14 protein-coding genes are annotated in these 15,326 nt (G+C 64.1%); 9 read left to right on the plus strand and 5 right to left on the minus strand.

Annotated elements, in window-relative coordinates:
- Positions 1-63: 63 nt before the first annotated feature.
- The 4 genes from GCN75_RS11720 to GCN75_RS11735 form a co-directional block, all read right to left on the minus strand.
- On the minus strand, positions 64-828 hold the full coding sequence (locus GCN75_RS11720; RefSeq protein WP_152282673.1) for an anaerobic ribonucleoside-triphosphate reductase activating protein: 765 nt from the start codon (positions 826-828) through the stop codon (positions 64-66).
- Positions 818-1,018: an anaerobic ribonucleoside-triphosphate reductase gene (nrdD, locus tag GCN75_RS29835; RefSeq protein ID WP_092712624.1), complete on the minus strand. Its 201-nt coding sequence runs from the start codon at positions 1,016-1,018 to the stop codon at positions 818-820. Before nrdD ends, GCN75_RS11720 begins: the two co-directional genes overlap by 11 nt.
- Entirely contained in the window at positions 1,015-2,763 is a 1,749-nt protein-coding gene (locus GCN75_RS11730) for a ribonucleoside triphosphate reductase (RefSeq protein ID WP_152282674.1), read from the minus strand. The genes nrdD and GCN75_RS11730 overlap by 4 nt, the downstream gene beginning before the upstream one ends.
- 123 nt (positions 2,764-2,886) lie before the next feature.
- A complete protein-coding gene (locus GCN75_RS11735) occupies positions 2,887-3,375 on the minus strand; it encodes a hypothetical protein (RefSeq protein WP_152282675.1) in 489 nt (162 codons plus the stop codon).
- A gap of 84 nt (positions 3,376-3,459) precedes the next feature.
- On the opposite strand from GCN75_RS11735, the gene ubiU reads away from it, so the two are divergent.
- From ubiU to ubiT, 3 genes are read left to right on the plus strand one after another with little or no spacing between them, the layout of a single operon-like run.
- Positions 3,460-4,497: a ubiquinone anaerobic biosynthesis protein UbiU gene (gene ubiU / locus GCN75_RS11740; protein ID WP_413541530.1), complete on the plus strand. Its 1,038-nt coding sequence runs from the start codon at positions 3,460-3,462 to the stop codon at positions 4,495-4,497.
- 9 nt (positions 4,498-4,506) lie between these two features.
- Positions 4,507-5,403 (plus strand): ubiquinone anaerobic biosynthesis protein UbiV, encoded by an 897-nt coding sequence (gene ubiV / locus GCN75_RS11745; RefSeq protein WP_152256092.1) that lies wholly within the window; start codon positions 4,507-4,509, stop codon positions 5,401-5,403.
- A 20-nt stretch (positions 5,404-5,423) separates the two neighbouring features.
- Positions 5,424-5,951: a ubiquinone anaerobic biosynthesis accessory factor UbiT gene (ubiT, locus tag GCN75_RS11750; protein WP_152282676.1), complete on the plus strand. Its 528-nt coding sequence runs from the start codon at positions 5,424-5,426 to the stop codon at positions 5,949-5,951.
- A gap of 37 nt (positions 5,952-5,988) precedes the next feature.
- Here ubiT and GCN75_RS11755 read toward each other — a convergent pair whose 3' ends face one another.
- Positions 5,989-6,252, minus strand: a complete 264-nt coding sequence (locus GCN75_RS11755) for a heavy-metal-associated domain-containing protein (RefSeq protein ID WP_152282677.1) — start codon at positions 6,250-6,252, stop codon at positions 5,989-5,991.
- Positions 6,253-6,501: 249 nt separating this feature from the next.
- Here GCN75_RS11755 and GCN75_RS11760 point away from each other — a divergent pair, with 249 nt between their 5' ends.
- From GCN75_RS11760 to GCN75_RS11785, 6 genes are all read left to right on the plus strand, one after another.
- Entirely contained in the window at positions 6,502-7,371 is an 870-nt protein-coding gene (locus tag GCN75_RS11760; protein ID WP_226941310.1) for a type 2 periplasmic-binding domain-containing protein, read from the plus strand.
- 250 nt (positions 7,372-7,621) lie between these two features.
- Positions 7,622-9,304 carry an aspartate-alanine antiporter gene (gene aspT / locus GCN75_RS11765; protein WP_152282678.1) on the plus strand — a complete coding sequence of 561 codons (1,683 nt, stop codon included), beginning with the start codon at positions 7,622-7,624 and terminating at the stop codon, positions 9,302-9,304.
- A gap of 55 nt (positions 9,305-9,359) precedes the next feature.
- On the plus strand, positions 9,360-11,048 hold the full coding sequence (aspT, locus tag GCN75_RS11770) for an aspartate-alanine antiporter (protein ID WP_152282679.1): 1,689 nt from the start codon (positions 9,360-9,362) through the stop codon (positions 11,046-11,048).
- Between the two features lie 76 nt (positions 11,049-11,124).
- Positions 11,125-12,738: a bifunctional aspartate transaminase/aspartate 4-decarboxylase gene (locus GCN75_RS11775; protein ID WP_152282680.1), complete on the plus strand. Its 1,614-nt coding sequence runs from the start codon at positions 11,125-11,127 to the stop codon at positions 12,736-12,738.
- A 183-nt stretch (positions 12,739-12,921) separates the two neighbouring features.
- Positions 12,922-14,349, plus strand: a complete 1,428-nt coding sequence (locus tag GCN75_RS11780) for a TolC family protein (RefSeq protein ID WP_152282681.1) — start codon at positions 12,922-12,924, stop codon at positions 14,347-14,349.
- Complete coding sequence (locus GCN75_RS11785; protein WP_152282682.1) at positions 14,349-15,323, plus strand: HlyD family secretion protein; 975 nt, start codon at positions 14,349-14,351, stop codon at positions 15,321-15,323. The genes GCN75_RS11780 and GCN75_RS11785 overlap by 1 nt, the downstream gene beginning before the upstream one ends.
- Positions 15,324-15,326 lie beyond the last annotated feature (3 nt).

A 15,326-nucleotide genomic window follows, 5' to 3' on the forward strand; every position in this document is an offset into this window, starting at 1 on the left:
AGGAATCTGACGGGCTGCGCGTGTTGCGCAGCACAGTTGATACATTACAGCACGCAAGACATTTCAGCGTTGCAGAACGGGGAATTTTGCGGGGCTTTCCGAAATTATGTGGCCGCCGGCTTCATTGCCATGGTTACGGAATGTAAAACGGGGAAACATGGCGCCGATTTGCGCCAGGGTCTGCGGTGCCGGATAGCCGTGCAGGGGGCGGCCGGCCAGCGCCGCATCCTGGCAGCCTTCGGCCCGGAACTGCTGCAGCACGTAGTTGCTGACGCCTTTCGCCGCCAGGGTGCTGGCCAGGGCCAGCAACTGTGCGTCGGGCAGCAGGTCCGGGTGGGTAGTGGTGCGGCATTCATGGGCCACGCCGCTGGCGAGGATGGCGTCCAGGCAGGCGCGCGCCGGCTCGCCGCTGCCCGCCACGCGGGTCACAAGACGATAGTCGCTGAACGGCGCCTTGATGTCGAACCCCACCCAATCGACGAGGGGCAGCACTTCCTGCAGGCGCTGCGGATAGATGCAGGCCGTGTGCAGGCCGATGCCGAAGCCCAGCGCCCTGACGTCCTGCATGGCGCGCGCCAGGCCCGGGTCCATGCACGCCTCGCCGCCGCTGAAGACGACGGCGTCGACCAGGCCCACGCGGCGGCGCAGCCAGGTCAGGACGTCGCGCCAGGGCATGGCGCCGTCCGGCGTGCGCGGCTGCAGATGGGGGTTGTGGCAATAGCCGCAACGCCAGGGGCAGCCCTGCACGAAGACGACGGCCGCCAGCTTGCCCGGATAGTCGGTGGCGGAAAAGGGCGTCAGGCCGCCCACCTTCAGTTCAGCCGCCATGGCAGGCGGGCTGGCCGACCCGGGCGCTCGCTTCCGTAAAATACTGGCGCTCGTGGAATTCGCCCTGCTTGCCGATGTTGAACGAGGCGACGGGGCGGTGGTAGCCCATCACGCGGGTCCAGATTTCGCAGCGCTGGCGTTCCGTATCGAGCAGGGTGATGGCGGGAGTGAAGTCGGGACGTGCATTCATGGCGTTTCCTCAAGTGATGGAGCAGGTTGGGCTTGCTTGCGGGCAATGAGCTCCGCGTCGCAGGTGGGGCAGAATTCATGCTTGCCGGCCAGGTAGCCGTGGCGCGGGCAGATGGAAAACGTGGGCGTGACCGTGATGTAGGGCAGCGAAAAGCGGCTCAGCGCGCGTTTCACCAGTTCGCGGCAGGCGTTGGCGTCCGACAGCGCTTCCGTCATGTACAGGTGCAGCACCGTGCCGCCCGTGTATTTGCGCTGCAGCGCGTCCTGCAATTCCAGCGCCTCGAACGGGTCGTCCGTGTGGCCCACGGGCAGCTGCGACGAGTTCGTGTAGTACGGGTTGTCGACGGTGCCTGCCTGCAGGATGGCGGGATAGCGCTTGCGGTCTTCGCGGGCAAAGCGGTAGGTCGTGCCTTCGGCCGGCGTCGCTTCCAGGTTGTACATATGGCCCGTCTCTTCCTGGAATTGCACCATGCGGGCGCGCACGTGGTCGAGCAGGCGCACGGCCAGCGCATGGCCTTCGGGCGCCGTGATGTCGTAGGCGTCGCCGCTGAAATTGCGGATCATCTCGTTGATGCCGTTCACGCCCAGGGTGGAAAAGTGGTTGCGCAGGGTGCCCAGGTAGCGCTTCGTGTAGGGGAACAGGCCTTGCTGCATCAGCTCCTCGATGGTGCGGCGCTTGATTTCCAGGCTGGCCTTGCCCAGCTCCAGCAGGCGGTCCAGGTCGGCCATCAAGGCTGGCTCGTCGCCGCGCCACAGGTGGCCCAGGCGCGCGCAGTTGATCGTCACCACGCCCAGGGAACCCGTCTGCTCGGCGGAACCGAACAGGCCATTGCCCCGTTTCAGCAGTTCGCGCAAGTCCAGCTGCAACCGGCAGCACATGGAGCGGATCATGTTCGGCTTGAGTTCCGAATTGATGAAGTTCTGGAAGTAGGGCAGGCCGTAGCGGGCAGTCATCTCGAACAGGCGTTCGGCATTCTCGCTGTGCCAGTCGAAATCCTCGGTGATGTTATAGGTGGGGATGGGGAAGGTGAAGACGCGGCCCTTGGCGTCGCCCGCCATCATGATCTCGATGTAGGCACGGTTGATCATGTCCATTTCCGCCTGCAGCTCGCCATAGCTGAAGTCCATCTCGCGGCCCGCGATGACGGGAATCTGCTCGCGCAGGTCGTCCGGGCAGACCCAGTCGAAGGTGAGGTTGGTGAACGGCGTCTGCGTGCCCCAGCGCGATGGCACGTTGAGGTTGAAGATCAGTTCCTGCATGTATTGGCGCACGTCTTCGTAGCGCAGGCTGTCCTTGCGGATGTAGGGCGCCATATAGGTGTCGAAGGAGCTGAACGCCTGCGCGCCGGCCCATTCGTTTTGCAGGGTGCCGAGGAAGTTGACGATCTGGCCGATGGCGCTCGACATGTGCTTGGGCGGGCCCGATTCGATCTTGCCCGGCACGCCATTCAAGCCTTCATGCAGCAGGGTGCGCAGCGACCAGCCCGCGCAATAGCCGGCCAGCATGTCGAGGTCGTGGATGTGCAGCGCCGCTTCGCGGTGCGCCGCGCCCACTTCCGGCGGATACACCTGGTCCAGCCAGTAGTTGGCGATGACCTTGCCCGATACATTGAGGATCAGGCCGCCCAGGGAGTAACCCTGGTTGGCGTTGGCGTTGACACGCCAGTCGCGCCGCTCCAGGTATTCGTTGATGGACGCGGCGACATCGACCTGGCCGCGCGGGGTGGAAACTGCATTCGTCGTCATGAAACCTCCAATAAACACAACATGCGGTGTTTTTATGGAGATTAATGACTAAATGTAGTGACGTCAAAGGGCGCGTGCAGTGGCGTGACGAATCCTTGATGCAGGTGAAAAAAGCGCCGCTGTTTACTTTTTCGCGCGCCACTGGCGCAGGATGACGCAGCCCAGGCCGAACCAGGCGGCGCCGCAGACGGCGATGCTGATGACGGAGGCGGGCAGCACGTGCATCCAGATTTCCAGCGGCGAGAAGGTGCTCCAGCTGGCCACGCGCGCGTCGAAGGTGACGTAGTTCGCCAGCAGCCAGTAGGCGGCCAGCAAGCCCGTACAGATGGCGGCCTGGCGCGGGACGGACATGGCGCGGCGCGCGAAGACGGCCAGCAGGAACAGCAGCAATACGCCCGGATACGCGCCCAGCACCTCGGGCGACAGGATGGAGAGCGTCTCGGCGTCATAGCCGTCGGCGGGTGCGGCCCACTGCACCTGCAGCACGGTGAGGAACAGGGTCAGCAGGAAGATCAGCAGCGGTTTGCGGGGCATGGCGGTCAGCGGAATCGGGTAAGGGGACGGGCATTTTACAGCCAGGTCAAGCAAGTCGAACGAGCGCCAGCCATGCATGCATTCCTTCACCTGCGTCAAGGACTGGGCGGCATGGGCGGGGCTATAGTCTGCACCCTGAGCCGATACAGGACTGTGAACATCATGATGCTTGAATCAACCCCCGCCACCCGCGTGGCCGGACCGCTGGAACTGGTCTGTCCCGCCGGCAGCCTGCCTGCCCTGAAAGCGGCCATCGACAATGGCGCCGACACCGTCTATCTGGGCTTTCGCGACGCCACCAATGCGCGCAATTTCGCCGGCCTCAATTTCGATGAAAAGGCCATCGCCGAGGGCGTGCGCTACGCCCACCAGTACGGACGCAAGGTGCTGCTGGCGCTGAACACCTATCCGCAGCCGCACAACTGGGCCGTGTGGCGCAGCGCCATCGACCGCGCCGCCGATGCCGGCATCGACGCCATGATCGTCGCCGATCCGGGCCTGATGGCCTACGCGGCCCAGCACCAGCCGCAGCTGCGCCTGCACCTGTCCGTGCAGGGCTCGGCCACCAACTACGAGGCCATCAATTTTTACCATGAACACTTCGGCATCGCCCGCGCCGTGCTGCCGCGCGTGCTGTCGATGGCGCAGGTGGAGCAGCTGATAGCCAAGACGGAAGTCGAGATCGAGGTGTTCGGCTTCGGCAGCCTGTGCGTGATGGTCGAAGGGCGCTGCGCATTGTCGTCGTATGCGACGGGCGAGGCGCCGAACACCCATGGCGTCTGCTCGCCAGCGAAATCCGTGCGCTGGCTGGAAACGCCGAATGGCCTGGAATCGCGCCTGAACGGCGTGCTGATCGACCGCTACGCGCCCGGCGAAAACGCCAGCTATCCCACCCTGTGCAAGGGGCGTTTCGAAGTCAACGACGAAGAGTATTACGCGATCGAGGAACCGGCCAGCCTGAATACCCTGGCGCTGCTGCCGCAACTGATCGCCATGGGCGTGCGCGCCGTGAAAATCGAGGGGCGCCAGCGCAGTCCCGCCTACGTGGCGCAGGTCACGCGCGTGTGGCGCGAAGCGATCGACGCCTGCCGCGAAGGCAATCCCCGCTATGCCGTCAAGCCGGGCTGGATGGCGGCCATGGACAAGCTGGCCGAGGGCCAGCAGCACACACTGGGCGCTTACCACAGATCTTGGAAATAGAGGATGAACATGCTGAAGCTTTCACTGGGTCCTTTGCTGTATTACTGGCCGCGCGCCACGGTCTTCGAGTTTTACCAGCAGATCGCCGGCACCGCCGTCGATATCGTCTACCTGGGCGAAACCGTCTGCTCGCGCCGGCATGAAGTGCGCCTGGCCGACTGGCTCGATATCGCCGACATGCTGGCCGCTGCCGGCAAGGAAGTGGTGCTGTCGACGCAGGCGCTGATCGAGGCGGGCGCGGAACTGGCGACTTTGCGCCGCATCACGGGTAATGGCCGCTATGGCGTCGAGGCCAACGACATGGGCGCCGTGCACTGCATGGAAAAGGGCGTCGCCTTCGTCGCCGGTCCCCACCTGAACCTGTTCAATGGCCCCAGCCTGCAATTGCTGGCGCGCCTCGGCGCGCGGCGCTGGGTGATGCCGCTGGAAATGGGGCAGGCGGCGCTGGCTGAAATGCAGCGCCAGAAACCGGACGGCCTGGAGACGGAGGTATTCGCCTACGGCCGCATGCCGCTGGCGTTTTCCGCGCGCTGCTTCACGGCGCGCAACCGCAACCTGCCGAAGGACGATTGCGGCTACAGCTGCCTGGAAGAGCCGGACGGCCTGCTGCTGCGCACGCGCGACGAAGTGCCGTTCCTCGTGCTCAATGGCACGCAGACGCAGTCGGCGCTCGTCTACAACCTGGTACGCGAACTCGACGCCATGCGCGACATGGGCGTGGCGGTGGCGCGCATCAGCCCGCAGGCCATGCATACGGAACAAGTCATCGCCATCTTTGACCGCGCCCGCCGCGGCCAGGTCAGCGGCATCGGCGCCCAGGCGCAGCTGGCGGCCTGCCAGCCGGCCGGCGCCTGCGACGGTTACTGGCACGGCCAGCCTGGCATGGAACAGCACGCCGCTCATTGAACGCATCGAAAGGACACACCATGCAAGATCAACTGGAAAGACTGCCTGTCCCGGCCCGGCCCGGCATGAGCAAGCCCGCAGCGTCGTACCGGCTGCCCGAACCGCTGGCCGAATTGCTGTCGAAGCTGCCGCCGTATCCCGCTTCGTGGCTGTTCGTGCAAGGCTTGAACCGTTTGCTGGCGCCGCAGTTGCCCGACGACGTGCGGCGCAGCCTGGAAGGACGCAGTTTGCGCCTGCGCCTGCTCGATGCGGGCATCGCCTTCGATTTCGAGTGGCAGGGCACGGTGTTCGTGGCCGAGCGCTATGCCGACGTGCCGGACCTGTGCATCGCCGCCAGCGTGCATGATTTGATGCTGCTGGCGCGGCGCCAGGAGGATCCGGACACCCTGTTCTTCAGCCGCCGTCTGAGCCTGGAAGGCGATACGGAACTGGGCCTGCTGTTCAAGAATACGCTCGATGCCATCGAGCTGCCGCCGTTCGACCTGCAGGCGCTGGGACCGCGCCGCGTGCTTGCGCATCTGCGCGACCGGGGCGCGCGGGAAGGGTAGGCGGAGCGGGGCAGCGGAGCAGGGCGGCGGCAGACGTTCAGTGGCGGCAGTGGCCGCAGGCGCCGCTGCAGGAGGGCAGTTGTTCCTCGTCGGAGGCTTCGCCCATGAAGCCGGCGTCGTTGACGGCCGCCAGCAGGCGCTCCTGCGTGGCCAGTCGCTCGTCGAATTGCACCGTGGCGCCGTGGCGCGCCAGCGAGACGCATACGGTGGACACGCCCGTGACGGCTTCGAGCGCTCCCGTCAGCCTGTCGGCGCAGCCTTCGTGATCCATACCGATGATATTCAAGCGTGCTGTTTGCATGTATCCCTCTTGTTTTTCAAATAAAAAAACAGCGTAGGCGAGGGCTGCGCATGCCGTCCAGAGCAGCACGCAAGATTTATTTTGTATTTGCGGTTTTATTGATCTGGATTAACTCCCATCTCTCCTGGACGGCCTGAAAGCGATGTTGTTTTATACACAGTTGCCCTATTCCAGTCGACAAGCGCAGCATGCTGCGCGATACTGTCATTCTGATAAGAACGCTGATGAAAGCGCTGGAAAGGAGGGGCCATGCAGCGCCGCCCCCTGCTCATGCTTGCCGGCCTGTGGCCGTTGCGCGCGGCGGCCGCGGGTCTGTCGTCGCCGCAGCTGCTCGTGTATCCGCGCCACCAGGCGCTCAGCGATCCGCAGCAGGCGTATGTGACGGCCCTGCTGCAGCGGGCGCTGGCCCGTTCGGGCCACGCGTATGCCTTGCGCCGTTCCGAACTGCGCATGGTGCAGACGCGCGCCATGCAGGAAATCGCCACGGCGTCGGGCAGCGTCGACGTCGTCTGGGCCATGACGAGCCGCGCGCGCGAGACGCACTTGCTGCCGGTGCGCATCCCCATCGACCGTGGCCTGATCGGCTGGCGCGTGGCCTTGATCCAGGCACGCCAGCCGCAGTTGCTGCGCGACGTGCGCAGCATCGCCGCCCTGGCGCGGCTGTCGGCGGGCCAGATGCGCGACTGGCCCGATTGCGCCATCCTGCAGGCAAACGGCTTGCGCCTCGATACCTCGAGCACCTACGAGGGCCTGTTCCAGCAACTGGCGGCAGGGCGCATCGACTACTTTCCCCGTTCCGTGATCGAAGCGCAAAGCGAGCTGGCCAGCCATGCGCAGCTGCCGCTGGCGCTGGACGCCCACCTGGTCATCCGCTACCCGGCCGCGCTGTACTTTTTTGTCGGCAAGCACCGGCCGGAACTGGCACGCCATATTGAAATCGGACTGGAAACCATGCTGGCCGATGGCAGCTTCGCGCAGCTGTTCCAGCAGCATTTCGGCCGCCTGGCGGATAGCTTGCAGCTGCCCCGGCGCCACGTGCTGGAGCTGGTCAATCCGGACTTGCCGGAGGCCACGCCGCTGACGCGCAAGGCACTGTGGTATCGCCCAAAACATCACTAATGGTTTTGTTGATTTGTGTCAAACAACCGTTTCAATCGTGCGTTCGATGTTTGATAAAACGCAAGGCGTGTTCAACAGAACACCTGTTGACACTTATAAATTTTTCACCGAATATGATTCCTCGTAACAACATTTCCCCAGCACGGGCCGCCATGGCCCATGCTGCGCGGGACCCCGTACGCCCGTTCAACCGCCAGCGTCTGCCAGCCCGGGAACGGGTCACCATCCGTCTCTTTTCGAAGGTTTGTCCATGCTCGATTCGATCGCGTCGGTATTGCACCAGGTTCCGGAATTGGCCTTGTTCCTGGCGCTGGCCCTCGGTTACGCGGTCGGGCAGATACGCTTCGGTCCCATCCAGCTGGGCGGGGTGTGCGGCACCCTGATCGCCGCGCTGCTGATCGGCCAGGTGGGCATCACCCTGGACGCCAGCGTCAAGAATGTCTTCTTCATGCTGTTCATCTTTGCTCTCGGCTATGCGGGCGGTCCCCAGTTCTTTGCCAACCTGAATGCCAAGGGCTTGCGCCTGGGGCTGCTGTGCCTGATCGAAGTGGTGGTGGTGCTGGCGCTGGTGCTGCTGGCCACGCGCTTCCTGGGCCTGGACCAGGGCACGGCGGCCGGCATGATGGCTGGCGCAGCGACGGAATCGGCCGTCGTCGGCACGGCCACGGACGCCATTTCCAAGCTGGCGCTGCCGGCGGCGCGCATCGCCGAGCTGCAGGCCAACGTGGTCACCGCCTATTCCATCACGTACATCTTCGGCCTGATTGCCATCGTCATCGTCACCAGCCAGATCTTTCCGCTGCTGCTGCGTGTCAACCTGCGCGAGGAAGCGGACAAGCTGTGGGAAAAGATGGGCGGCGCGCAGACCGATGGCGACGGGGTGCAGGCGACGCCGGAAATGGTGGGCCGCGCCTACCGCATCAGCCGGGGCGCGGGACGCCGCCTCGATGCCTTGCAGCATATCTTCGCGGGCCGCGCCAGCATCACGCGCGTGCGCCGCCATGGCAAGGTGCTGGCCCTGGAACCGGCACTGCGCCTGCGCAACAATGACGAGGTGCTGGTGATCGGCCACCGTCCCGCGCTGGTGGCGGCCGAAGCCATCCTGGGCGAAGAATTTGCCGACACGACGGGCTTGAACATGGCCGTTTCCGCCGTGGAAGTGGTGCTGCAGCAGGCGGCCCTCGTGGGCCAGCCCTTGCGCCAGCTGGCCTTGCCGGCCGGCGTGCATGTGGCGGCCGTCATCCGCGGCGAGCACAGCATGCCGCCGCTGCCCGATCTTTCCCTGCAGCGCGACGACGTGCTGCGCCTGTACGGCACGACGGAAGGGCGCGAGCTGAACACGGCGCTGGCCGCCATCGGCAAGCGCGTGCCCACGGGCGAGCGCAGCAATATCGTGTATGCCAGCATCGGCATCGTGCTGGGCGTGTATATCGGCGGCTTTACCGCCAAGCTGGGCGGCATTCCCTTTTCGCTGGGTACGGGCGGCGGCGCCTTGCTGACGGGCCTCGTGTTCGGCTGGTACCAGGCGCGAAAACCGGGCATGCCGGGCATTCCCCCCAGCGCGCTGGACATGATGAAAGATATCGGCCTGGCCACCTTCATCGCCTGCGTGGGCCTGGCATCGGGGCCGCAGGCAATCGACCTGATCCGCCAGTACGGCCTGTCGCTCCCCTTGATGGGCATCTTGATCGCCGTCATCCCCGCCTCGCTGTCGCTGCTGGTCGGCCACTTTTTCCTCAAGCTGGAAGCGCCCGTGCTGCTGGGCGCCATTGCTGGTCAGCAATGCAGCACGCCGGCCCTGTCGGCCGTGCAGAACGCGGCCGGCAATTCCACGCCCTTGCTGGGCTACACGATTACGTATGCCATCTCGAACGTGGTGCTGCCTTTGCTGGGGCCCCTCATCGTGGCCCTGGCCGGTTCGGTGCACGCGTAAGCCGTCCGCCACGGCGGACGTAACAAGAATTCCTTCAACATGAAAGGCGGTCAGCATGGAATGGTTGCACGAGTTATTCAAGAAGTCGCCTGAAATTGCCTTGTTTCTCTCCCTGGCAGCGGGTTACTACATCGGCAAGATCAAGTTCGGCTCGTTTCAGCTGGGCGGGGTCGCCGGTTCACTCCTGGTGGCGGTGCTCGTCAGCCAGGTGGGCGTCGCCATCGATCCCGGCGTCAAATCGGTGCTGTTTGCGCTGTTCATCTATGCGGTCGGCTATGAAAGCGGACCGCAGTTCTTCAATTCCCTGGGCCGCCAGTCCGTGCGCGAAATCATCCTGGCCGTCGTGCTGGCCGTGACGGCGTTGCTGACGGTGGTCATCATGGCCAAGATCTTCGGCCTGGACAAGGGCCTGGCGGCAGGCGTGGCGGCGGGCGGCTTGACGCAGTCGGCCATCATCGGCACGGCCGGCGACGCCATCACCAAGCTGGGCCTGGCGGCCGACGAGGTGGCGCGCCTGCAGGGCAACGTGGCCGTCGGCTATGCCGTGACGTATGTGTTCGGTTCGTTTGGCGCCATCATCGTCTGCGTCAACATCTTGCCCAAGCTCATGGGGCGCACTATCCGCGAAGATGCGATCAAGGCGGAAACGGCGCTGCAGGCGGGCGTGCAGGTGCTGGGACCGGGCCAGACGCCGGCCGCGCCCGACCTGATCGGCCGTATCTACGACGTGGGCCCGGGCGCCGGCCGCTCCGTGGCGGACATCGAGAGCGCCCATCCGAACACGGCCATCACCATCGAGCGCGTCAAACGCAATGGCCAGATCATCGACGTCAGCCCCGACCTGGTGCTGGCGGCCGACGACATCGTGCTGCTGGTGGGCCGGCGCGAAGCGATGCTCAGCGTGTCTTCCCAGCTGGGCAAGGAATTGCATGCCGTGGAAGGCATGGAACTGGTCATGCAGCGCCGCGACATGGTGCTGACCAACAAGATTTACCACAACAAGACGGTGGGCGAAATCCGCAGCGCCACGGCGCCGGGCGTGCGTCACGGCATCTTTGTCGTGCAGCTGAGCCGCATGGGCAAGATCCTGCCCATGCAATCGGAAACCGTGGTGCAGACGGGCGACGTGGTGACCATCTATGGCGCCGAGCAGGACGTCAAGCGCGTGGCGGCCGAAGTGGGCTATATGATCGTGCCGAGCGCCAAGACGGACTTCGTCTACATGGGCGCCGGCCTCGTCGTCGGCCTGCTCGTGGGCTTGCTGGTGGCGCGCATCGGCTCGATTCCGCTGACCCTGGGCAGCGGCGGCGGCGTGCTGCTGTCGGGCCTGGTCTTCGGCTGGTTCCGCGCCAAGCGCCAGACGTTCGGCTACATGCCCAGCGGTGCCGTGCAAATCCTCAAAGACCTGGGCCTGGCCGGCTTTGTCGCCGTCGTCGGCCTGACGTCGGGCCTGCAAGCGGTGGAAACCGTGCGCGAACACGGCCTGACCCTGTTTGGCGTGGGCGTCGTCGTGACCATCCTGCCCATGATCCTGACCATGCTGATCGGCCGCTACATCTTGCGCTATGACAACGTTGCCGTGTTTGCCGGCGCCTTGTCCGGTTCGCGCAGCGCCAATCCCGCGTTTGGCGAAGTGCTGAATGCGGCGCAAAACTCGATTCCCACCGTGCCATTTGCCATCACGTATGCGCTGGCCAACGTTTTCCTGACCTTGCTGGGCCCCCTGGTGGTGGCCTTCGTCTGAGTCGGGCGTATCTGCAGGACCCGAGCCGCCTGTGCGGGGCTTTCCCCAAATTGTTAGTTGATAAGGAGTAGCAGAAATGGATTTCAGTAACCCAGCAAAACTCGCGCTGTTGAGCCCATTCGAATTGAAGGATGCGCTGATCCAGACGGCCAAGCAAAGCAACCGCCTGATGCTGAACGCGGGCCGCGGCAACCCGAATTTCCTGGCGACCACGCCACGCCACGGTTTCTTCCAGTTCGGCCAGTTTGCCATGACGGAAGCGGAACGCTCCTATGTCTACATGGAAGACGTGGGCGGCTTCCCCACGCGCGAGGGCATCGAGGCCCGCTTTGAAATCTTCGTGCGCAAGCATGCCGATACGCCCGGCGTGCACTTCATCGAGGCGGCTGTGTCGTATGTGCGCGACCAGCTGGGCCTGAGCGCCGGCGACTTCATCTATGAAATGTGCGAGGCCATCCTCGGCTGCAACTATCCCGTGCCGGACCGCATGCTGCGCCTGTCAGAGAAGATCGTGGGCCAGTATATTCACCGTGAAATGGTGGGCGACCATCCTTTCGTCGGCAACTTCGACATGTACGCCGTCGAAGGCGGCACGGCGGCCATGACGTATCTGTTTTCCAGCCTGAAATCGAACCACATCATCCAGGAAGGCGACACCATCGCCCTGGGCATGCCGATCTTCACGCCGTACATCGAGATTCCCCAGCTGAACGACTACAAGCTGAACACTGTGCACATCGATGCGCCGCAATCGAATAATTGGCAATTCACCAAGAAAGAGCTGGACAAGCTGCTCGATCCGAAAGTGAAGGCCTTCTTCCTCGTCAACCCCAGCAATCCGCCATCCGTCAAGATCGACGACGAGACCCTGGAATACATCGCCAGGATCATCAAGAAGCGTCCGGACCTGATCATCCTCACCGATGACGTGTATGGCACGTTTGCCGACAATTTCGTCTCGCTGTTCGCCATGTGCCCGTACAACACCATCCTCGTGTATTCGTTCTCGAAATACTTCGGCGCGACGGGCTGGCGCATGGGCGTGGTGGCCACGCACGAGAAAAACGTACTGGACGACAAGATTGCCAAGTTGCCGGAAACCATCAAGAAGCAGCTGGACGCGCGCTACCATTCCATCACGACGGAGCCCCGCCAGCTCAAATTCATCGACCGCCTGGTGGCCGACAGCCGCACCGTGGCGCTGAACCACACGGCCGGCCTGTCCACCCCCGTGCAGGCGCAGATGACCTTGTTCTCGCTGTTCTCGCTGATGGATGAAGAGCAGAAGTACAAGCAGTCGATGAAGCGCATCGTGCTGCGCCGCAAGGAAGCGCTGTACCGCGAACTGGGCTTGCCGATGGTGCACGACGCCAATTCCGTGCGTTACTACCACCTGCTGGACATGGAATCGCTGGCCGCGCAGATGCATGGCGAGGAATTCTCGCAGTGGCTGCTGAAAAAGCTGAAACCGAACGAGGCGCTGTTCCGCCTGGCCGAGGAAACGGGCGTCATCCTGTTGCCGGGCCGCGGCTTCGGCACCACGCATCCGTCGGGCCGCGTGTCGCTGGCCAACCTGAACGAATACGACTATGCGAATATCGGCCGCGCCATCCGTGGCATGGCGTCCGAGTTCTTTGCCGTGTTTGAAAAGGAAAAGGCGGGCAAGGGCGCCAAGAAGCCGAAGAAATAAACGGCAAGCGGACGTGCATTGACTGACGCCAACGGGCGCCCCGCAAGAGGCGCCCGTTTTGACGTGTCAGCGGCAGTAAGCAATAGTGCAGGCTGAAATAGACATCCTTGCATATAATTGCTATTGTGAAAGTATAAACATGGCAATCCCGTGCTTTCCCCTCATTCATTGACTGGACGCTACATGGGCAGATTGCAAGCACACATTTCATTATTACTGGCCACCGCCGTGGGCGCGGCCATGCCGGCCCTGGCGCAGCAGCCGGCCGGCGCGCCGCTGAGCTTTAACGAAGCGCTGCAGCAAGCGGCTGCAGCTTCAGGCGCCGTGCAGGGCGCCGCGCTCGACGTGCGCGCGAAGACACTCAAGGCCGAGGCACTGTCGAATATCGACGGGCCGTCCGTGGACTTGACGGCGTTCCGCGGCCGCCTGTCGACGGATTTGAACATCGATACCAGCGGCCTGTCCGGCGTGGTGGGCGGCATCGAATCCGTGCTGCCGCCCATTCCCGGCTTGCCCACGCCGCACATTCCCAATTCCCTGAACCGCGAAGTGGTGACGGACCTGACTTCGTTCGGCTTGCTGGGCATGTGGCCCATCTACACGGGCGGACGCCTGGATGCCGTCAAGGGACTCGCTTCCAGCCTGACCCAGGCCGCGCAGGCCGAGCGCACGGAAGCGGAAGAGCAGCTGGCCACCCTGGTGGCGCAGCGCTATTTTCAATTGCTGCTGGCCAAGCGGGTGGTGGCCGTGCGGGCCGAAGTGACGGCCGGCGTGACGGAACACCAGCGCGACGCGGCCAAGCTGGAAAAGGGCGGCCTGATTTCGCGCGCGGAACGCCTGCGTGCCGACGTGGCCCTGGACGGCGCCCGCAGCGACGAGGCGCAGGCGCGCAGCGATGAGGAAATCGCGCAAGTGGCGCTCGACCGTTTGCTCGCCGTCAATACGCAAGTGCGCCCCAGCACACCCCTGTTCGTCAACAGCTTGCCGGTCGGTACCTTGCAATCGTTTATCAGCACGGGCATGCGAGAAAACGCGAACTGGAAGAAGATCGACAGCAAGCGCGTGCAGGCCGAACAGGCGTTGAAGCTGCACGGCAAGGAATATGCGCCCACTGTGTTTGCCATCGGTAATTACAACTTGAACCGCGGTAACGAAAAGCTCGTACGTTCGAACTGGGCCATCGGCCTCGTCGTGTCCGTGCCGCTCGTGCACCGCATCAATACGGGCAAGATGATCGCCGCCGCCAAGCTGGACCAGGAACGGGTGGAAGTGGTGGCCCGCCAGGCCGAGCGCGACATTCCCACCCTGATCGAAAAGAACTGGCGCGCGCTGGAAAACGCCCGCATCCAGTACCTGTCCACGGCCTCGTCGGTGGAGCTGGCGCGCGAAAATATCCGCCTGCAAACCGTGGCTTTCCAACAAGGGCAAGTGACGTCGCTGGAAGTGGTCGACGCGCGCCTGAACCTGGCCAAGGTGGAAACGCAGCGCGCGCAGACAGCCTATAACTATGTGATGGGGCTGGCGCAATTGCTGGAAGCGACGGGCGAGACGCAGCGCCTGGGCAGCCTGGCGGCAGCGGCCGACATCCAATTACCTGTGGACACCAAATAATGAGCACCTCCAAAAAACCGTTGGCCATAGTCGGCGCCGTCATAGTCCTGGCCTTCGTGGGCTGGGGCCTGTACCAGGCGTTTCAGCCGCAGCGCCTGCCCTTGCAGGGGCAGATGGATGCGCAGGAAGTCAATGTGTCGTCGAAAGTGCCGGGCAGGGTGGGCGAGCTGTATGTCAAGCTGGGCCAGACGGTGCCGAAGGGCCAGGTGCTGTTCCAGCTGACGAGTCCGGAAGTGGACGCAAAGATCGCGCAAGCGACGGCCGCCACGCAGGCGGCCGATGCCGTGGCGAAGAAGGCGGAAGCGGGGGCGCGGCCCGAGGAAATCATGGCCGCGAAAGCCAACTGGGAGCGGGCGCAGACGGGCGCCACCATCGCCCGCACTACCTTTACCCGCGTCAACAATATGTTCGAGCAAGGCGTGATTGCGCGCCAGAAACGTGACGAAGCGGAAGCGCAATGGCGCGCCGCCGACCAGCTGGCGCAAGCTGCCCGCGCGCAATATGACATGGCGCAAAAGGGTGCCCGTCCGGAAGACAAGACGGCCGCGGCCGCCCAGGCGCGCCAGGTGGGCGCCGTGCTGACGGAAGCGCAGATCGCGCTGGCGGAAACGAAGATCGCCGCGCCAGTGGCAGGCCAGGTCAGCAAGATCCAGATACAGCCCGGTGAACTGGCGCCGCAAGGTTTCCCCGTGATTACCCTGGTGAACCTCGACGACGCCTGGGCCGTGCTGCAGGTGCGCGAAGATGAAATGGCCGCGTTTGCCATGGGCAGCACGCATACGGCCAATGTGCCGGCCCTGAAACAGCAGCTCAGTTTCAAGGTCAGCTCCGTGGCCGTGCTGCCCGACTTCGCCACGTGGCGCGCGGCCCGTCCGGGCGGCACGGACTTGCGCACGTTTGAAATCCGCTTGCGTCCCGCCATCAAGGTCGAGGGCTTGCGTCCGGGCATGTCGGTCGTGTTCCCGCCGCTCTGATCG

Origin of the sequence: Janthinobacterium violaceinigrum, from assembly GCF_009208555.1 — a bacterium.
Classification (GTDB): Bacteria; Pseudomonadota; Gammaproteobacteria; order Burkholderiales; family Burkholderiaceae_D; genus Janthinobacterium; species Janthinobacterium violaceinigrum.